Source organism: Rhodococcus sp. BE178 (assembly GCF_050433545.1).
Taxonomy (GTDB): domain Bacteria; phylum Actinomycetota; class Actinomycetes; order Mycobacteriales; family Mycobacteriaceae; genus Prescottella.
Window position 1 is genome coordinate 72,078 of sequence record NZ_JBNPXA010000006.1, and the last position, 19,330, is coordinate 91,407.

A 19,330-nucleotide genomic window follows, 5' to 3' on the forward strand; every position below is an offset into this window, starting at 1 on the left:
GGCGGAACATGCAGGTGCACACTGGGTCCGATCGCTGGGACGGTGAGGCGGACGTGGTCGTGGTCGGCTTCGGTGCGGCCGGCGCGAGCGCGGCGATCGAGGCGTCCGACCGGGGCGCACAGGTACTGGTGGTCGAGCGTTTCGACGGCGGCGGTGCCACGGCCATCAGCGGCGGCATCTACTACGCGGGCGGCGGGACGGCGCAGCAGAAGGAGGCCGGATTCGATCACGACACTCCGGCCACGATGTTCGACTACCTGAAGCTCGAGACGTCGGGTGTGGTCTCGGACGAACTGCTCGACGATTTCTGCGAGCGCAGTGTCGAGAACCTGCAGTGGCTCGAGCGGCTCGGGGTGCCGTTCGAGGGCAGCATGGCGCCGCGGAAGACGTCGTACCCGACCAACGACTACTACCTGTACTACTCGGGCAACGAACTCGCGCTGCCGTACAAGGATGTCGCCGAGCCGGCGCCGCGCGGACACCGCACCAAGGGGCGGGGGACGTCGGGCAAGGTCTTCTTCTCCGCGATGGAGAAGGCCGCGCGCAAGCGGCGGATCGACGTACGCCGACAGACCACGGTCACGTCGCTCATCACCGACGACGCCGGCACCGTGATCGGAATCGAGTGCCGGGAGGTGGATCCGGGGGCTACCGCGCGCCGCGCTCTGCACCGGCTGCTCGGCTCGTGGAACCGCAAGATGAACCTGTACTACCGGCCGATCGGACGGCTCATGGACGGTCCGATCCGCCGGATCGAGCGCGAGCACTCGGTGGTGCGCCGGTACCGGGCCCGCAAGGGCGTCATCCTCGCCGCCGGCGGGTTCGCCTTCAATCGAGAGATGTTGAAGGAGCACGCGCCGCGGTATCTGGGCGGCACCGCGCTGGGCACGATCGGTGACGACGGCAGTGGCATCCGACTGGGGCAGTCGGTGGGCGGCGCGACCGACCGCATGGAGCGGGTGTCGGCGTGGCGGTTCTTCAATCCGCCGATCGCGATGACCGAGGGCATCCTCGTCAACAAGGAAGGCGAGCGTATCTGCAACGAGCTGTACTACGGCGCGAAGATCGGCGAGCACATCGCCGAGCAGACGGATGTGGCCGCGTACCTGGTCGTCGACTCCCGCGTCCTGGCCGACGCCAAGCGGCAGGTGCCCGAGCAGACGCTGTGGTTCCAGCGGTTGCAGACCACGTATCTCTTCAGCACCGGACACAAGAAGGGTGCCACCGCCGAGGAGTTGGCCCGTCGTACCGGGATCGATCCCGCGGGGCTCGCGCGCACACTCGAGCGGTACAACGCGGACCGTCGCGACGGTCGACCCGACGCGATGGGCAAGGACTCCGCGCATGTCACGCCGCTGGTCGACGGCCCCTTCTACGCGTTCGACTGCTCGATCCGCGTGCAGGCAGGTTTCCCGTGTCCGGTGCTCACGTTGGGCGGTCTCGTCGTGGACGAGGTGACCGGCGCGGTGACCGGCGAGGACGGCCGCCCGATCCCGGGACTGTACGCGGCCGGCCGCAACGCGGTGGGGATCTGTTCACAGTCGTACGTCAGCGGTCTGTCGATCGCGGACTGCGTGTACTCGGGCCGTCGAGCAGGGGCCGTCGTCGCGCGGAATTCCACCGTCGCGTAGCCTCCGGACATGTGTCTGGCAATTACGAATCGACCCGCCGCCGTCTGACGTCCAAGCAGGCGGAGACGGTCTCGCGGCTCACCCGGTGCGCGGTGGAGGTGCTACGGGAGAACGGTTTCGCCGGATTGACCGTTCGTTTGGTGGCGGCGCAGGCGGGTGTCGCGCCGGCCACGGCGTACACCTACTTCTCGTCGAAGGAACACCTGGTCGCGGAGGTTTTCTGGCGCCGGCTGTCCGCCATGTCGAGCGACCATGCGCCCTCGGACGACCGCACGACGCGGGTCGTCGAGGTGCTGCGCAGCGTCGCCCTCCTGGTGTCGGACGAGCCCGAACTGGCGGCCGCGGTCACGACTGCGCTGCTCGGCCGCGACCCGGACGTGGTGCATCTGCGGGCGCGGATCGGACTCGAGATCCGGAAGCGACTACTCGACGCCCTCGGCCCCGAGCCCGACGAGGAGCTGCTCGAGGCGCTCGAGATGCTCTACGCGGGCGCGCTGCTGCGGGCCGGCATGGGGTACGACTCGTACGGGCATATCGCGGACCGGCTCGAGGGCTCGGCCCGGATGATCCTGCCGTGATCCAAGGGCCGGTCCCGGGCTCAGACGGTGTAACCGCCGTCGACGTTGAGCTTCTGGCCGGTGACGAATCCGGCCTTGTCGCTCGCGAGGAAGCAGACGGCCTCCGCGATGTCGACGGCAGTCCCGAACTTCTGCAACGGAATGCGGCTCATCGTGACATCGAGGGCCCGCTGGTCGAGGCTCTGCGAGCTGATCAGGCGCTCGGCCATTCCGTCGGTGAGCATGCCCGGGCCGACGGCGTTGAAACGGACACCGTAGCGGCCCTCCTCGGCCGCGAATCCGCGCACGAGTGCCTCGACCGCGCCCTTGGTGCCGGCGGACAGGCCGTCCCGCACCGGGTAGCGGTCGGTGGCGGCGGTGGTCACCGCGACCACGGAGCCCGACGCGTCCCGCAAGGCCGGTAGGCAGGCCTGCACGACGGCGAAGAACGCGGTCGCCTCGTCGTTGAGATGCTGTGCGTACGTGGATGGTTCGACGCGGGACAGGTGGACCATCGGAACGTGCGGTCCGGCCGCGTGGACCAGGATCGAGAGGCCGCCGAAGTCGGCGGTGGTGTTGCGGGCCAGGTCGCCCAACTGGTCGACGTCGCACAGGTCGACGCGGTGCGCGGCGCCGCGCACCCCGAGTTCCTCGATCTCGGTGACGAGCTTCGCGGCGGCCTCGGCATTGGACCGGTAGGTGAGCACCACGTTGTGGCCCTGCGCGGCGAGTCGGCGGACGATGGCTGCGCCGATGCCGCCGGTACCGCCGGTGACGAGGGCGGTGGTGGGCGTCGAACTCGGCGATGAGGTGGTCACGGCGTGCTCCCGGGTGTCGTGGTGAATGGCGTTCTCGTGAATCTACAGGCAACCTAGCACTTGCTTGGTATGGCGGTCCCGGGTTCGCCCGCGGAGTGGGAGAGTGCCGCGTTCAGGCCTCGAGCGCGCGACGGCTCTCGAAGCGGCGTCGCGCACCCGAGAACGGGTCGTCGAACTCGATGCTGCGCGCGAGGAGCTGCAGGGGCGTCGAGTAGTCGTCGCCCGCGACGTCGTAGAACTCCGGGTAGAAGTTGTCGCCGAGGATCGGGAGGCCCAGGGAGCTCATGTGCAGTCGCAGCTGGTGGGTCTTGCCCGTGTGCGGCAGGAGTCGATAGCGGCCGATGCCGTCGCGCGTTCCGATGAGTTCGATTCGGCTCTCGGCGTTCGGCGGGCCGGGAATCTCGCGGGCCTGTAGCACCCCGCGCTCCTTGATGATTCGGCTGCGGACGGTGACGGGCAGCTGCACGGTCGGATCGTGGCGCGCCAGCGCCTCGTACTCCTTCGTCACGCGACGTTCGTCGAACAGCGACTGGTAGGCCCGTCGCGCCTCCCGTCGGATGGTGAACACCAGGACCCCCGCTGTGATCCGGTCCAGGCGGTGGGCGGGAGTGAGTTCGGGGAGGTCGAGGTCGCGGCGCAGGCGGACCAGTGCTGATTCGACGACGTAGGCCCCGCGAGGGGTGCTCGCGAGGAAGTGTGGCTTGTCGACGACGAGGAGGTTCTCGTCACGGTGCAGGATCTCGATCTCGAACGGCACCCGCTTCTCGACCGGGGGGTCGCGGTAGAGGTAGACGAACCCGTGCGGGCGGTACCCGGTGTCGCGGGTGATCGGGGAGCCGTGCTGGTCGACGATCTCGCCCGCGTCGACCTTCTCGAGCAGTCGCGCCGCGTCGTCGGGGAAGCGGTCCAGCAGGTAGGCGAGGGCGGTGGGCCAGGTCTGGGCGTTCGGCAACCGGAGGCGGGTGGGGTTGAGGCCGTCGCGGACGGGCAGGGGGGCGGCGGGCACATTCCGACGGTACCCGCCGGCGCGGGGGCAGACGTCGACGCCGACGCGAGTTGTGCGCAGGTCGTTGACGTGCACACCTCCTTAACTTACCCTTCAGTAAGTTACAGTGTCCACCGCTCTCGAGGGGTGGGTGGTGGCGCTGTCGTCACGCCGGTGCGCTGCGGTCGCGGATCCGCGCCGCACGCGCCGCCGGCGGCCCGGCAATGGGTAGCACGAAAACGGCCGATTCCGTGAAATCCATCTTGATTCTCAGAGAACTCTCACGAATATGAATTCGAGAGCTTCGCCACACCCTGCGGGTGTTAACGCCGCGACGCGTATCTAAGATCAACACGGTGATCGGATTCAGTTTGTTCGTCGAGATCGGCGGCTCGTGTAGGAAGAAGCATTGATGTATTTCGCCGGAGATCGACAGAGAATCTGGAAGAACCCCGTAGCGCTGGTGCTCGCCGTGCTGCTCGCGTTCGCCGGGGTGGCGGCGGGGGCGGCGCCGGTTGCGGCCGCCGAGCCGAGCCGTCAGGTGCAGCGGGGCGGCTACCAGGAGTTGTGGGTTCCTTCCTCGATGGGGGACATCAAGGTTCAGGTTCAGTGGGCTGCGCGGGGTGGCGGCGCGTCGTTGTACCTCCTGGACGGCATGCGGGCCCGGGACGATCGCAATGCCTGGACCTTCGAGACCAACGCGATGGAACAGTTCGCGCTCGACAACGTCACCGTTGTCATGCCGGTCGGCGGCGAGGCGAGTTTCTATTCGGACTGGTACAACCCCAGTAATTTCAACAACCAGAAGGTCACCTACAAGTGGGAGACATTCCTGACTCGTGAATTGCCGGATTATCTCGCCAATTTCGGCGTGGACCGGACCAATACCGGGATTCTGGGACTATCGATGGGCGGAACGGCCGCGATGACGCTCGCCGCCTATCATCGCGATCAATTCAAATTCGCCGGTTCGTTGTCGGGCTACCTCCACACGACGGCCCCCGGAGGGCGGGAGGCCATCAGGCTGGCGCTGTACGACGCCGGCCGCTACAACGCCGATTCGATGTGGGGCTTCCCCTGGGATCCGGCGTGGCTCCGTAACGACCCGTTCGTATCTGCGCCGCAATTGCAGGGATTGTCGCTCTACGTCTCGGCGGGCAGCGGAATCCCGGGTATGTACGACCATCCGTCCGACCCGGTCGGGTACTGGAATACCACGATGGGCATGGGCCTCGAATTCATCTCGATGATCACCTCGCGGGCATTCCAGGTTCGACTCCACACCCTCGGAATCCCGGCGACTTTCAAGTTCAACGCCACGGGCATTCATGCCTGGCCGTACTGGTCGGCCGAACTGTGGCAGGCCCGGCCGCAGATCCTGAATGCACTGAACGCGTGGTGAGAGAACAACACGCGTAGGTCCGCCTCCGCTGATCGTGATTTCCGTAGTCTGTGGCCATGACCACATGGACCACGCGGGACATCGTCGATCAGCGGGGCCGGACGTTCGTCGTGACCGGCGCGAACAGCGGCCTGGGTGCCGAGGCCGCCAAGGCGCTCGCGAAGGCCGGTGCGCACGTCGTGCTCGCGTGTCGTGACGTCGACAAGGGGAGCGCCGTCGCGGCGGAACTGGGGGAGAACGCCGAGGTTCGCAGGCTCGACCTCGCGGACCTGGCGTCGGTACGCGAGTTCGCGGACTCGGTCGACGGCCTCGACGTTCTGGTGAACAACGCCGGGGTCATGGCGGTTCCGCTGCGTCGCACCGTCGACGGGTTCGAGATGCAGATCGGTACCAACCATCTCGGCCATTTCGTGTTGACCGGGCTGTTGCTCGACAAGGTGCGCGACCGGGTCGTGACGATGTCGAGCGCGATGCACAAGATCGGCACCATCGACCTCGACGACCTCAATTGGGAGCGCAGGTCGTACCGGCGCTGGCCGGCGTACGGGCAGTCGAAGCTCGCGAATCTGTTGTTCGCGTACGAGTTGCAGCGGCGGCTGGCGGCATCGGGGTCCACCGTCAAGTCGCTCGCGTCGCATCCGGGGTACGCGTCCACCAATCTGCAGTCGCACACCGGGTCGATCTCGAGCCGGGTCATGGCCCTGGCCGACCCGTTCATCGCGCAGTCCGCGGAGATGGGCGCGCTGCCGATGCTGTACGCCGCGACGGTGCCCGACGCGATCGGCGGGAGCTACCTCGGCCCGTCGTCGATGTTCGAGACGCGCGGCTATCCCAAAGTGGTTTCCTCGAACCGGAAGTCGCACGACCGGAGCGTTGCACGACAATTGTGGACGCTGTCGGAGCAACTGACCGGCGTCAACTACAACTTCGGAGGCTGACCGCGTTGGCGATCGAGCGACTCAACCATGCCGTGCTGTTCGTGTCGGACCTGCAGCGCAGCCTGGCGTTCTACCAGGATGTGCTGGGGTTCAAGGCACTTCCGGGTGCGTTCCCGGGTGCGGCCTTCCTGCAGGCGCCGGACTCGGCGAACGATCACGACCTGGGCCTGTTCCAGAGCCCGAACCCGAGCAGCGGCGTCACGCCGGGCAACGTCGGGCTCTACCACCTGGCGTGGGAGGTCGACACGCTCGCAAACCTGGCGGAGATGCGGGACCGATTGATCGCAGCGGGCGCGCTGACCGGCGCCAGCAACCACTGTTCGACGAAGGCACTGTATGCGCAGGATCCGGACGGCATCGAGTTCGAGGTGTGCTGGTTGGTGCCGGACGAACTCGCGATCGACGAGTTGGTTCCTGCTCAGCCGCCGACCCGTCCGCTAGACATCGCCGCCGAGATCGCCCGCTACGGTGCCGACACGCACGGCGGCCCGCGCACCGATCGGCATCTGTGGGAGCGGGTGCACGCGGCGCGCGCTCGCCGCTGATCAGCCGGCGGTTGCCTCGACGGCGCGACGAGCCGCCCGGTTCGGCCGGGCGTCCCGCGGCGCGGCCCGCCACGCGGTCCCGCCGCCGACGAGTGCCAGCGCTGCGAAGCTGAACAGCAGCAGCTGCGCCGAGCGCAGCTCGGACTGTCCGCCGAGATTCACCAGCACACCGGCCAGCGCGGTGCCGAACGCATTGGCGATCAACTGCACGGTGTTGATCGCGGCGGAGGCACGGGCACCCTCGGCGGGTTCGGCCACGGCGCTCATGGCACCGACCGCAAGGTGCGGCCACGCGATGCCGATGCCCGCGCCGGCGATGATCAGCCCGGCCGCCCAGAGCGCGACGCGTCCGCTGCCGGCCTGCTCGGCCAGGACCACCGCCATGATCGCGAGCCCGGCCGCGACGAGGATCGGTCCGGACCGCACGATCCGGCGGACCACGTCAGGCGCGGCGGCCGACGCGCTCGGAATCTCGCCCACCGTCCAGCCGAGTGCCAGTGCGGCACCGAGGAATCCGGCCACAACGGGGGCCAACCCCGCGAGTTGCTGCCCGAACAGCGGGACGAACGTCTCGACCGTCGACGCCATCGCGAGGACTGCGATGGTCAGGTAGACCCACTTCAGGGGCGACCGGGTGAACGTCGACGGTGGCAGCACCCCGTGCGGGCTGCGCCGGTCCGCCGCGACGAACCACACGACCAGCGCCACCGCACCGGCGACGGCGACACCGGCGATCGCGGCGTCGGCCAGGAGGCCGGCGACGCTCACCAGCAAGGTTGCCGCGGTGAGCAGCGCCAGCGGGACGACCGGCACGGGCGCGACGACGCGGTCGCGATCGCCCGTGCGCCGTGGAAGGACCATCGGTACGAGGACGGTCACCGCGACGGTGCACGCGATCAGCGCACCGAAGGCCCAGCGCCACGCGCCGAACTGGGCGAACACCCCGCCGACGGCGGGACCGACCAGAGTGCCGACACCCCACATGGTGGAAACCAGTGCGGTGGCGCGGGTCCAGAGGTGCCGGGGCAACGCGGAGTTGATCACCGCGTAGCCGAGACCGGCGAGCAGACCGCCGCCGAAACCCTGCACGGCCCGTCCGGCCAGTAGTAGTTCCATCGTCGGGCTCAGCGCGCACACCGCGGTTCCGAACGCGAAGAGCGCGAGGCCGATCAGGTAGGCGCCGCGGGGGCCGCGGGCGGCGAGCGTGCGGCTGACGATCATGGAGGAGAACACCGAGGCGATGAGGAAGACGGTCGACGTCCAGGCGTAGTAGCGGAGGCCGCCGATGTCGTCGATCGCGGTGGGCAGCAGGCTGCTCGTCAGGTAGACGTTGGTCGCGTACAACGCCTCGCCTCCGGCCAACACGGCGGCGACACCGAGATGTCGTCCGGTCAGCAGCTGACGCCAGCTGCCGGAGGCCTCGGTTCGGGTGTTCATGGAGCCGAAGGTAGAAGCTCGAGTGCGCTCGAGGTCAAGGCGAGTTCGGCTCGGGCGCCCACGGCCTGTCCGAGGTTCGGCGCCATTCGGTCGGCTCGTCGTCGATGGTGACGACGCCGTCGCGCAGCCAGAAGGTGGCGTCCGGGTCCCAGCCGGCGAGCACCGTCGCACCCGAGTTCGCGACCAGCGGGATCGCGACTCCGGGCGCGCTGAGGTAGCCGTGCACGGTCAGGTGCACCGCGTCGAAGTCGGCGGCGACGGCAACCCAGTCCGGGATGAACCAGTCGAGGTGCTCCCCGGTGGTGGAGTACCAGTCGGAGCGCCGCGACGCCGGTACCGGAAACGGATACGTGTCGACCAGGTGTGCCCAGTCCGCCGGACCCCCGATCTCGTACACCCGGGGCGTGCTGTGGACGCGCACAGGCCGGACCCGGGCGCGCGCCTGGGCGATCGGGCGCAGCGCCGCGACGACGTCGGGGTGGGCGAACAGCAGATCCTCCTCGTCCGGTGGCTGCCAGTAGCGCGCGAAGTCCACCGCGAGGCCGAGGGCGTCGAGCAGTTCGGCTTCCGGCAGTGCGGCCACTGCCCGGACGTCGACCTTGTCGAGGACGGCCAGCACGGCGTCGTGTGTCCGCGGCCGAAAGTGCAGAGAAACCTGCTCCTCGTCGCTGCACAGGTAGCCGACGTTGGCGGCGAAGAACCTTCCGCGCGGGCAGCCCAGAAGCTGCGGCACCGTAGCGAGACCCCTGTCCATGGGTCGACGGTACTTCCGCGCGCAGCCGAAAGTGTGTCGGCTCTCACAGCCGTCGGGTCGTCGGTCGTCGTTGTGGAGAAACGTCGAGGTCAGAGGGCTGGCGGGTTCGGTGGGTGCGGTGTGCGCGGGTGGTCGGACGCTCTCGTGCCAAAGATTCTGGACGGTCGGGAATTGAATCCGATCGAGGCATGTTCCATGAGTCGATAAGACTCAACTTTGGAGGAGGCTGCGAATGCCGGCATTCTTCGGGCCCGAGGGGCCCGGGCGCATCGACATCACCCGGCTCATGAGCAACGAAGCTCAGGTGCTCATGGCGGAGGCCGCGCAGTACGCGGTCGGACGCGGTGATGCGGGCCTCGACGCACTGCATATCCTGCACGTGGCCGCGGTCAAGGACCCGGTGCGCGACATGGTGAAGCGTGTGGGCGGGGACCCGGAGGCGATCTCGAAGGCTGCGGAGGCCCACCTGCCGCGCGGCCGTGAGGCGATCTCGACCCCTCCCGCGGTGACTGCCGCGGGACGTCGGGCACTGCTCGACGCTCACCAGATCGCACGCGCACTCGGCTCGACCTACATCGATCCCGAGCACATCTTCCTGTCGCTGGTCTCCAACGGGGACTCCGCGACCGGACGTGTCCTGGCGTCGGCCGGCGTGACACCCGAGTCGATGCAGTCCGCTGTGAACGCGGGTCCTGCCGAACCCCAGCAGGATTCGGCCACGCCAACCCTGGACAAGTACGGCACCGATCTCACCGAGCGCGCTCGCTCCGGCGGCGTCGACCCGGTGATCGGACGTGCTGACGAGATCGAGCAGACCATCGAGATCCTCGCGCGCCGGACCAAGAACAACCCGGTGCTGGTCGGCGAGGCCGGCGTCGGCAAGACCGCCGTCGTCGAGGGGCTGGCGCAGCGCATCGTGGACGGCGACGTCCCGGAGGTGTTGGCAGACAAGAGGATCGTCCAGCTGGACCTGGCGGGCATGCTCTCCGGTACCCGCTACCGCGGCGACTTCGAGGAGCGGCTGACCAAGGCCGTCGACGAGATCGTCGCGCAGAACGGCCAGGTCATCGTCTTCATCGACGAGATCCACACCATCGTGGGTGCGGGTGCCGGCGGTGAGGGTGCGATGGACGCCGGGAACATCCTCAAGCCCAAGCTGGCCCGGGGTGACCTGCACATCGTCGGCGCCACCACGCTCGACGAGTACCGCAAGCACATCGAGAAGGACTCGGCCCTCGAACGACGCTTCCAGCCGGTGACGGTGAACGAGCCGAGTCCCGAGGACGCCGAGGCGATCCTGACGGGCCTGCGGGAGCGGTACGAGGAGCATCACCGTGTCCGCTACACCGACGAGGCCATCACCGCCGCGGTCGAGTTGTCGTCGCGATACATCGCCGACCGGTTCCTGCCGGACAAGGCGATCGACCTCCTCGACCAGGCGGGCGCGCGAAAGCGCCTGCAGCTCGGCGCATCCAATCCGGATGCGAAGGCGCTGCAGCAGCGGATCGCTCGGCTCGAACAGGACAAGGACAGCGCGGTGCAGGCCGAGCAGTACGAGCGTGCGTCGCAGCTGCGGGACGAGATCGCGGGTGTGGAGAAGCGGCTGGCGGAGGCTCGTGACGGCGAACCCGTCGCGACGGAGGTTCCGGCCGTGACGGCCGAGGATATCGCCGAGGTGGTCGCCCGGGCCACCGGTATCCCGGCCAGCCAGATGACGCAGAAGGAGAAGGAGCGTCTGCGCCGGCTGGAGGACGAGCTGCACCAGCGGGTCGTCGGCCAGGAGGACGCGGTCAGGGCCATCGCGCGCGCGGTGCGCCGCAGCCGGACCGGCATGGGCGATCCGCGTCGGCCCGTCGGCAGCTTCCTGTTCCTGGGGCCCACCGGCGTCGGCAAGACCGAGCTCGCGAAGGCGTTGGCGCAGTCGCTGTTCGGTGACGAGAGCAAGATGCTGCGGCTCGACATGAGCGAGTTCGGCGAGCGGCACACCGCGAGCCGACTGGTCGGCGCCCCTCCGGGGTACGTCGGCTACGGCGAGGCCGGTCAGCTCACCGAACAGGTGCGCCGGCACCCGTACTCGGTGATCCTGCTCGACGAGATCGAGAAGGCGCACCCGGACGTGTTCAACGTCCTGCTGCAGGTGCTCGACGACGGCCGGCTGACCGACGGCCAGGGTCGGACGGTGGACTTCAAGAACACGGTCCTGATCATGACCAGCAACCTCGGCTCGGACATCATCTCGAGCAAGGGCGGGGCGCTCGGCTTCACCACCGGTGACGCCGCCGCGGCCGAGAAGCCGTTGCGCGACAGGGTGATGGGGCGCCTTCGGGAGTCCTTCCGGCCGGAGTTCCTCAACCGGATCGACGAGATCGTGATCTTCCGGAAGCTCGAGGCACAGCAGTTGCACCGGATCACCGATCTACTGCTGAGCGAGAGCCGTGATCGGCTGCGGGCCAAGGACATCGACATCGAGTTCACACCCGATGCGGTGGACTGGATTGCCGAGCACGGGCACCAGCCCGAGTTCGGTGCGCGGCCGCTGCGCCGGACCATCGCCCGGGAGGTCGACGATCGCATCGCCGATCTGCTGCTGGACGACGTGCTCGACGCGGGTGGACGGATCACCGTGACCGTCGCGGACGACGAGCTGGACCTCGTCGTGAGCTGATCGTGGTAGAAGAAGGGGCGGTACAGGCGAATTCGATTCGCCTGTACCGCCCCTTCGTGTGTCTAACGGACCCGCAGTCCGTCGATGAAGATCGACGTGATCTCGTGTGCGAACTGTGCGTTCGACTTCGTCGGGGACTTCCGGAACCACCGGCTGGTGAGCCACACCGCGTCGCGCATCAGCTGGTAGAAGGTCGCGGACTCGACGTCGCTGCGGAGATCGCCCGACGCCTGCGCCTCCTCGATGCACTGCAGCCATAACGTCGCCGCGAAATCGCCCTTGTCGTCGAGGCTGGCCTCGAGCATCTGATCGCGCATGTAGTCCGTCTCGACCTGCCAGATCGCGGTCGCGTGACGGTGGTTCTCGGCGGAGTCGATCGCGACCAGGACGAGGGCCTCGAGCCGCTCGATCGGCGGAAGGCCCTGGCCGATCACCTCGGAGCACTTCTCGTACAGCTCGTCGACGTACACCCAGATGATCTCGGTGACGATCGCGTCCTTGGACGGGAAGTAGTGGTAGAGCGTGCCGGAGTAGACGCCGCACGCGTCGGCGATCTCGCGGACCGTCGTCGCGGAGATGCCCTTCGTTGCGAAGATCTCACCGGAACGTTCGAGTATCTGACGCCGACGTTCCTGCGGATCCATTCGGACTTCCCCCTGTACCTGGGTCGATTCTGTGTCGGTCGAGGCGCCTCATGCTACCTGTGCCCGCACAGCCCGCGCCCGACCCGGCAAGGCAATCCTACATTGATTGAGCGTTTGCTCAATTCGGTGTCTTGGATCACAATGATCGGCGACTTGTGACCGAGTGAGCAGCAGCGGGAGTGATTGATGGGTGTACTCGATGGTGACGTCGCGCTGGTGACGGGCGCCGGACAGGGGATCGGGCGGGGAATCGCGCTCGCCCTCGCGGTCGAGGGCGCGCGCGTCGCGGTCGTCGGCCGGACCCTGTCCAAGGTGGCCGACACCGCCGACGAGATCGTCCGCAGGGGAGGCGACGCGGTCGCCTTCCGGTGCGACGTCACCGACCCCGAACAGATCGACGCCGTGGTCGCCGACGTGGTGGCGCGGTACGGAAGCCTGTCGATTCTGGTGAACAATGCCCAGACGCCGGCGCACGGCACGCTGCTCGAGGTCAGTGAAGACGACTACCACGGCAGCATGAACTCGGGACCGCTGGCAACCCTGCGGATGATGCGGGCGTGCCACCCGCACCTGAAGGGCCGTGGGTCGATCGTCAACCTGGGGTCGGCAGCCGGGCTGAAGTGGGATCCCACCGGGACAGGCGCGTACGCCGCGGCGAAGGAGGCCGTCCGGGTGCTCACCCGGACGGCAGCCTGCGAGTGGGGCGCCGACGGCATCCGCGTCAACGCCATCCTGCCGCTGGCGTCGACGCCCCTGATGGACGAGTGGGCCGATCTCAATCCGGAGGCGTACGGCGAGTACCTCCGGAGCGTGCCGCTGGGGCGTCTGGGCGACGCCGAAACCGATATCGGGCCGGCCGTGGTGTTCCTGTGCAGCGCCTCCGCGCGGTACATCACCGGCCATTCGCTGCCGGTGGACGGAGGACAGGCTTTCCTGAGGTGATGATCGGTCGAATTCTTTACCGCTCAACGGAAATGGACCAGGAAGAGCGCACTGCCTACTCGTACGCTCGCTGAATACAGTTCCAACGGAAAGGTCGCACAATGCAACCGATCGAATGTGGATCGTGCGGTAACCGGGTACTCGTCGAGAAGTTCAGTCCGACTCACACCAGTACCCAGTGGGTCGACGACGCGGAGAGCAACTGCGCCGAGTTCCGCGCACAGGCCGAGAAGGGCGTGCACAGCATGTACGTCCGCACGTGCTACTCGCTGCGTAACACCATCGACGAGGCGGTCGAGAACGGCACCATCGCGGAGTCCTACCGCACCGTGCCGGTCGCGGGATCGACGCAGGAAGTCCGCTCGTACACCTAGTCATCGGAACCAGATTCTCTGTGGTTCCGGGGGTTTTCATGCGGCTTGCACAAGGGCGAGCACGCGAACACATCATTTGAGGAGGCAAGATGACCGAGATCGCCGACGACGTCGAGGTTCGGGAGATCGAGGCGGGCAAGAACCCCGATCGTTTCGCGCGTGGCTGGCACTGCATCGGCCGTGCCAAGGATTTCCGCGACGGGAAGCCGCACCAGGTCAAGATCTTCGGCACCGACCTGGTCGTGTTCGAGGACAGCAAGGGCGAGCTCCAGGTTCTCGACGCGTTCTGCCGTCACATGGGTGGCAACCTCGCGATGGGTGAGATCAAGGGCGACAACATCGCCTGCCCGTTCCACGACTGGCGTTGGAACGGCAAGGGCAAGTGCACGGAGATCCCCTACGCTCGCCGCGTTCCCCCGGTCGCCAAGACCAAGGCGTGGGTCAAGCTCGAGCGCAACGGCCTGTTCTTCGTGTACAACGACCCGCAGGGCAACCCGCCGCCAGCCGACGTCACGATCCCGCAGATCGAGGGCTTCGACGAGGGCGGCTGGAGCGACTGGAGCTGGAACACCTACTACGTCGAGGGCTCGCACTGCCGCGAGATCGTCGACAACGTGGTGGACATGGCGCACTTCTTCTACGTGCACTTCCAGATCCCGACCTACTTCAAGAACATCTTCGAGGGTCACGTCGCGACCCAGGTGATGCGCTCGGGTGGTCGTGACGACATCCAGACCGGCGTCCAGCTGGGTATGGCCGAGGCCGAGACGATCTCGGACGCTTCGTACTTCGGTCCGTCCTTCATGCTGGACACCGTCTACACGGTTGCCGGCGACATCAAGGTCGAGACCAAGCTTGCGAACTGCCACTACCCGATCACGAACAACTCGTTCCTGCTGCAGTGGGGCACCGTCGTCAAGCGGACCGAGGGTCTGTCGGACGAGGACGCCAAGGCGATGGCGGAGCAGTTCACCGAGGGCGTCGAGCACCAGTTCAAGCAGGACATCGCGATCTGGAACCACAAGAGCCGGATCGAGAACCCGCTGCTGACCGAGGAAGACGGCCCGGTCTACCAGCTGCGTCGCTGGTACCAGCAGTTCTACGTCGACGTCGAGGACGTCACCGAGGACATGACCAAGCGGTTCGAGTTCGAGGTCGACACCACCCGCGCACAGGAGAACTGGCGTGACGTGGTCGCGGGCAACGTCGCGAAGGGCGTCAAGCCCGTCGAGCTGGTCGCGGACGTCTAGGTCTGCCGACTGCAACGCCTGTGCCCCTGCCGAATTGTTCGGTAGGGGCACAGGAGTTTTCAGGTTCGGTGGGGGAGCGGTGAAGATCTACAGCGAGGGTGCGGTTCTCGAAACCCGAGCCGTCTGAGTCGCATCCGTCGCCCGTCTCGCCGCCACCGCCGCAACGAGACGCACCAGGTCGGGTGCTGTCCCGACGTCCAAGCCGGTGAGGGTAGCGACTTTTCGCAGCCTGTAGGCCACCGTGTTCGGGTGTACGTGCAACGCAGCGGCCGCAGCGGAGCGGTCGCAGCCGGTGTCGAGGTAGGACTCCAGCGTTTCGAGCACGACCGGGTTGGACTGCAACGGTGACAGAAGGTCTGCCAGCAGCGGCGTCGCTGCGCTCGGCCGGGTGAGCTGATATTCGAGCGCGACGTCCGGGAGTCGCACGGTGCCGTTGCCGCGCCCGCATCGGCGGGCGACGTCGAGGATCTCTCGAGTCTGCTCGTATGCCTGTGGCACTTCCTGTGGTGCTGCCACCGACACTGCCGTCAGGACCGCGGCACCGATCGTCCGCTCCATGTCCCGCAGGTTCCGACTCAGTTGCGCGTACTGTGCGCTGTCCTGCCAGTCGTCCACCCCAGGGGTGGGCTCGAGAATCGGGATCAGGACACCGCCGCCACTGCTCGTGAGCATGCTCAACGCGTTGTCGCGGCCGACGTTGTCCAACTCGCGCTGTAATCGCCGAACCTTACGACGTTCTGCCACCACCGCGTCGATACCGGCCGACCGCTCGTCCGGATGGGGTTCGACGTGGAGCGACAGCACCCAGTACAAGCGGGGAAGGTCGATACCGAACCGTTCCGCTGTCCCCGTGGTATTCGGGCCGGACGTCAACTCCAGGAACAAGTCTCGCCGCGCTGAGTCCTCCTCGCCGTGAACCGCTGGATCGGAGCCGTATCCTGCCAGCACCGCGGTTGTCGCTGCCAGCAGGTGCCTGTGCAGCAGCGTTCCGGCCCGCGACAGGTCAGTGGTGTCCTCGGGGCCGGCGAGGTCACCGATCACTTTCCACCAGTGATCGACAGCGAGGTGATACGCGTGCAGCACCTCCGCGAGCGGAACCAGTTCCTCTGCCCGCCGCTGCGCCGACGCGCGGATCCGCATCAATCCCTCGTCGTCCGTCGTCTGCAACGACCGCAGGCTCGCGATGAGCACCTCGAAGTTGCACCGGATGATCGCCGTGACGTCGCTGCGTACTGCTTCTTCGGGCAGTGACCGATAGAACGGCACCTGCCTCCATACCAACTCGACCGTCGCCGCCACGATTGTGTGGGTGCGCTGGGCGAGCTGATCGGCTATCGGTCGGCCACCGATGGCGATGGGTTTGTCCACAGGCACAACACTCCTCCGATAGTCGGTTTGCTCAAACAACGACGACCTGTCGCTTTCCGGTGAATATGTAATACGCATCACTCCGAAATCGACAAGTCCGACCACAGTGAGCCTGCCCGCCGACCGAAGGAGGTGTCCGCCGTGCGTTCCTTGATCCAGCTAGAAGCGCTGAGCGCGGACACCGACCTCGTCACCGTCACCATCGGCGCCAACGACATCAATCTGGTCACCACTGCACCCTGCTGCCTCAATCCGCTTCCGGAGCGGTACGGCACCTCGTGTGCAGACGCGTTCACCGCCGGTGGTGTCGACCAGCAGCGCCCGCTCGTCGACCAGGTCGCCCCGCAGTGGGGAACGGCGCTCGACGAGATCCGGGCACACGCGCCGAACGCCGAGATCGTCGTCGTCGGCTACGGCACCTACACGCCCCCGGGTGGATGCCCAGACCGGCAACCGATGTGGCCGCGCGGCGCTGACTACCTGCAGAACGTCATCGATTCCGTCGACGATGCCATGGCGGCCCAGGCACGTTCCCGTGCAATGGCATTCGTCGATATCCGAACGGTGACCTCCGGGCACGACATCTGCGCCGACGTGAGCCGGGCGCACTATGCCGGCGTCGTGCCCGCTGAATCCGCTGTACCACTGCACCCGACCGCACTGGGTATGCAGGCGATCGGCGCCTACGTCGCCGAACAGATCCGCTGATCCGCCCTTTCGGCCTACACGCCACCCTTCCCCTTCGACACTGAGGACTCCCATGTCGCTGCCTCGAACCGTGACGGGCGCCCCTGCCCCGGACACCGGCCGCACCACAATACTCAGCGGGGCGCTGGTCGCCCTGTTCCTCGCCAACCTCCTCAACTTCTTCGACCGGTCGATCCCTTCGGTCGTCGCCGAGCCGATCAAGCACGAATTCGCCCTCAGTGACTTGCAGTTGGGCCTGATCACGTCAGCCTTCACCGTTGTGTACGCGATCGCGGGACTGCCACTCGGGCGCCTTGCCGACCGCGGAAACCGCCCGGGGATCATCGGTGTCGGACTGCTTGTGTGGAGTGGTCTGACCGCAGCCACCGGGGCCGCTGGCAACTACATGCTCTTTGTCCTCGTCCGACTCGGCGTCGGTGTCGGAGAGGCCGCCTTCACCCCAGCCGCGAACTCGATGATCGGCGACCTCTATCAGGCCGATAGGCGTTCTCGTGCCGTCGGTATCTTCATGCTGGGACTCCCGATGGGGCTGATGCTCGCCTACTTCACGGTCGGCAGGATCGCCGAGGCCTTCGACTCGTGGCGGGCACCGTTCTTCGTCGCCGCGGTCCCGGGCGTCATCCTCGCGCTCGTGATGCTTCGGATGCGCGATCCCGAACGCGGTGGTGCTGAGCAGGTCTCGATCACCGAATCAGGCGCGATTCGGCGTCCGATCCGCCTCCTGCTGTCGATCCCGACCCTGCGCTGGCTGATCCTCGCCGGCCTGACCTTCAACTTCGCGGCCTATGCGGTCAACTCCTTCACAGTCCCGCTCCTGATGCGACAGTACGAACTGAAACTGACGTCCGCGGCCGTCGTCACCGGCGTCATCGTCGGGCTCACCGGGTTGTTCGGCCTGCTGCTCGGGGCTCGCTACGCCGACCGGGCCTCGGCCACCTCTCCGCGGTCCCGGCTGATGATCGGCGTCGTCGCCAGCGCCGTCGCGGCGCCGCTCACCGCGTTGGCGCTGATGCAGAACGGCGGCAGCGTATTCCTGTTCGCCCTGCTGTTCTCGCTCGGCTGGCTGCTCGCCTACGGCTTCTACATCAGCGTGTATCCCGCGATTCACGACGTTGTCGTTCCGCAGCTACGTGCCACCGCAACCGCGTTGTTCTTCGCCGCGATGTACCTACTCGGAGGATTTGCCGGACCGGTTGTGGTCGGCGGCATCTCCGACTGGTTCGCCGAACGTGCGGCACACAGCGCCGGCGTGCAGGGCGTCGCGCAGTTCGCAGGCCAGGGTCTCAACTCCGCGCTCTACCTGGTGCCGTTGATGCTCGCACTGACCGCGGGTTTCATCTACCTCGCTACCCGTCGGGTGGATGTGGACTCAATTCGTATGCGGTCCAGTCTCGCCGACTGACCGTGCCGATCAAATTCGAAAGGTAGACCTTCATGCGAGAATCCCTCAAACTGTTTGCGAATGCTGCAGCGACGGTTGCGCTGTGCGCGACACTCGGGCTCACGGGCCCGGCCGGAACGGCTGCCGCCGAGGCGCCCGGCATCCCGAGCGTCGGGCACGACTGGGCGGGTGCAGGGCCGTACACGCCGAACGTCTCGATCGGGCTGGTACATACTCTGTACTACCCGGGTGAGCTCGGCGCACGCGGCGAGAAGCACCCCGTGGTGATTTGGGGGAACGGGACCGGCGTGCTCCCCGGTGCGTACGCCTCGTTGTTGCGCCACTACGCCAGCCACGGATTCATCGTGGTCGCCGCCAATACCCCGGCGAGCAACTTCGCCGTCACCATGCGGTCGGGAATTGACCTCATCGCAGGCAAGGCAGCCAACCCATCGAGTGTCTTCTTCGGCAAGGTCGACCTGGAACACATTGGTGCGGTAGGGCATTCACAGGGCGGTTCGGCGGCGATCAATGCCGCGATCGACGACCGCGTCGACACCGCCGTCGCGATCCAGCCGGGCCCGCTCAACGATGTCGACCTCATCGACGAGCCCGTTCTCTATCTCGCAGGTGAGGCCGACGCAATCGTCTGGCCGGCAGTGGTGCGGGCGATGTACGAGGACGCCGACCACGTGCCCGCCGAGTATCTGGAACTGCGCGACGCTACGCACTTCGGCACATCGATCACCGGCGGCGATATGCGCGGACCGAGCACGGCGTGGCTGCGGTACTGGCTACTCGACGATCCGAACGCCCGCACCGAGTTCTTCGGAGCGAGCTGCGGGTACTGCACTGACACCCAGCAGTTCTCGGACTTCGACCGCAACGATCTGGCCCGGCAGATCCCGGGCTGACGGTCGAGTCCCGCGCT

At 67.1% G+C, this 19,330-nt stretch carries 18 protein-coding genes; 12 read left to right on the forward strand and 6 right to left on the reverse strand.

Annotated features, from left to right (window positions below; translation table 11 throughout):
• Positions 1–8 precede the first annotated feature (8 nt).
• Together J2X34_RS13130 and J2X34_RS13135 are read left to right on the forward strand one after the other, a co-directional pair.
• Positions 9–1,631, forward strand: a complete 1,623-nt coding sequence (locus tag J2X34_RS13130; RefSeq protein WP_429517659.1) for an FAD-binding protein — start codon at positions 9–11, stop codon at positions 1,629–1,631.
• A gap of 11 nt (positions 1,632–1,642) precedes the next feature.
• A complete protein-coding gene (locus J2X34_RS13135; protein WP_174908379.1) occupies positions 1,643–2,209 on the forward strand; it encodes a TetR/AcrR family transcriptional regulator in 567 nt (188 codons plus the stop codon).
• A gap of 20 nt (positions 2,210–2,229) precedes the next feature.
• Here J2X34_RS13135 and J2X34_RS13140 read toward each other — a convergent pair whose 3' ends face one another.
• A complete protein-coding gene (locus J2X34_RS13140) occupies positions 2,230–3,006 on the reverse strand; it encodes an SDR family NAD(P)-dependent oxidoreductase (protein ID WP_429517661.1) in 777 nt (258 codons plus the stop codon).
• A 112-nt stretch (positions 3,007–3,118) separates the two neighbouring features.
• Entirely contained in the window at positions 3,119–4,012 is an 894-nt protein-coding gene (locus J2X34_RS13145) for a pseudouridine synthase (protein ID WP_429517663.1), read from the reverse strand.
• 391 nt (positions 4,013–4,403) lie between these two features.
• Between J2X34_RS13145 and J2X34_RS13150 the strand changes: the two genes are divergently transcribed.
• The 3 genes from J2X34_RS13150 to J2X34_RS13160 are packed head-to-tail and all read left to right on the forward strand — an operon-like array spanning position 4,404 to position 6,876.
• The gene (locus tag J2X34_RS13150; RefSeq protein WP_174908383.1) at positions 4,404–5,393 is read left to right on the forward strand and encodes an alpha/beta hydrolase; all 990 of its coding nucleotides are present in this window, start codon (positions 4,404–4,406) and stop codon (positions 5,391–5,393) included.
• 56 nt (positions 5,394–5,449) lie between these two features.
• Positions 5,450–6,331 (forward strand): oxidoreductase, encoded by an 882-nt coding sequence (locus J2X34_RS13155; protein WP_429517666.1) that lies wholly within the window; start codon positions 5,450–5,452, stop codon positions 6,329–6,331.
• Positions 6,332–6,336: 5 nt separating this feature from the next.
• Positions 6,337–6,876, forward strand: coding sequence for a VOC family protein (locus tag J2X34_RS13160; protein WP_114720862.1), 540 nt, complete (start codon positions 6,337–6,339; stop codon positions 6,874–6,876).
• Here J2X34_RS13160 and J2X34_RS13165 read toward each other — a convergent pair whose 3' ends face one another.
• Both J2X34_RS13165 and J2X34_RS13170 read right to left on the reverse strand, forming a co-directional pair.
• Positions 6,877–8,313: an MFS transporter gene (locus tag J2X34_RS13165; protein ID WP_429517668.1), complete on the reverse strand. Its 1,437-nt coding sequence runs from the start codon at positions 8,311–8,313 to the stop codon at positions 6,877–6,879.
• A 34-nt stretch (positions 8,314–8,347) separates the two neighbouring features.
• On the reverse strand, positions 8,348–9,067 hold the full coding sequence (locus J2X34_RS13170; protein WP_429517670.1) for a hypothetical protein: 720 nt from the start codon (positions 9,065–9,067) through the stop codon (positions 8,348–8,350).
• A 232-nt stretch (positions 9,068–9,299) separates the two neighbouring features.
• Between J2X34_RS13170 and J2X34_RS13175 the strand changes: the two genes are divergently transcribed.
• The gene (locus J2X34_RS13175; RefSeq protein ID WP_429517672.1) at positions 9,300–11,732 is read left to right on the forward strand and encodes an ATP-dependent Clp protease ATP-binding subunit; all 2,433 of its coding nucleotides are present in this window, start codon (positions 9,300–9,302) and stop codon (positions 11,730–11,732) included.
• A gap of 62 nt (positions 11,733–11,794) precedes the next feature.
• On the opposite strand, the gene J2X34_RS13180 is transcribed toward J2X34_RS13175, so the two are convergent.
• Positions 11,795–12,376 (reverse strand): TetR/AcrR family transcriptional regulator, encoded by a 582-nt coding sequence (locus tag J2X34_RS13180; RefSeq protein ID WP_429517674.1) that lies wholly within the window; start codon positions 12,374–12,376, stop codon positions 11,795–11,797.
• Between the two features lie 186 nt (positions 12,377–12,562).
• Here J2X34_RS13180 and J2X34_RS13185 point away from each other — a divergent pair, with 186 nt between their 5' ends.
• From J2X34_RS13185 to J2X34_RS13195, 3 genes are all read left to right on the forward strand, one after another.
• Positions 12,563–13,318 carry an SDR family NAD(P)-dependent oxidoreductase gene (locus tag J2X34_RS13185; protein WP_114720876.1) on the forward strand — a complete coding sequence of 252 codons (756 nt, stop codon included), beginning with the start codon at positions 12,563–12,565 and terminating at the stop codon, positions 13,316–13,318.
• A gap of 101 nt (positions 13,319–13,419) precedes the next feature.
• Positions 13,420–13,692: a hypothetical protein gene (locus J2X34_RS13190; RefSeq protein ID WP_114720878.1), complete on the forward strand. Its 273-nt coding sequence runs from the start codon at positions 13,420–13,422 to the stop codon at positions 13,690–13,692.
• Positions 13,693–13,781: 89 nt separating this feature from the next.
• The gene (locus J2X34_RS13195) at positions 13,782–14,942 is read left to right on the forward strand and encodes a Rieske 2Fe-2S domain-containing protein (protein ID WP_429517677.1); all 1,161 of its coding nucleotides are present in this window, start codon (positions 13,782–13,784) and stop codon (positions 14,940–14,942) included.
• An 87-nt stretch (positions 14,943–15,029) separates the two neighbouring features.
• Here J2X34_RS13195 and J2X34_RS13200 read toward each other — a convergent pair whose 3' ends face one another.
• Positions 15,030–16,310 carry a PucR family transcriptional regulator gene (locus J2X34_RS13200; protein WP_429517678.1) on the reverse strand — a complete coding sequence of 427 codons (1,281 nt, stop codon included), beginning with the start codon at positions 16,308–16,310 and terminating at the stop codon, positions 15,030–15,032.
• A gap of 141 nt (positions 16,311–16,451) precedes the next feature.
• Here J2X34_RS13200 and J2X34_RS13205 point away from each other — a divergent pair, with 141 nt between their 5' ends.
• Genes J2X34_RS13205 through J2X34_RS13215 form a run of 3 tightly spaced genes read left to right on the forward strand, consistent with a single transcriptional unit; the run spans position 16,452 to position 19,313 of the window.
• Positions 16,452–17,018: a GDSL-type esterase/lipase family protein gene (locus J2X34_RS13205; RefSeq protein ID WP_258557783.1), complete on the forward strand. Its 567-nt coding sequence runs from the start codon at positions 16,452–16,454 to the stop codon at positions 17,016–17,018.
• Positions 17,019–17,070: 52 nt separating this feature from the next.
• Complete coding sequence (locus J2X34_RS13210; RefSeq protein ID WP_114720883.1) at positions 17,071–18,420, forward strand: spinster family MFS transporter; 1,350 nt, start codon at positions 17,071–17,073, stop codon at positions 18,418–18,420.
• 32 nt (positions 18,421–18,452) lie between these two features.
• Complete coding sequence (locus tag J2X34_RS13215) at positions 18,453–19,313, forward strand: alpha/beta hydrolase family protein (protein ID WP_114720885.1); 861 nt, start codon at positions 18,453–18,455, stop codon at positions 19,311–19,313.
• Positions 19,314–19,330: the final 17 nt, after the last annotated feature.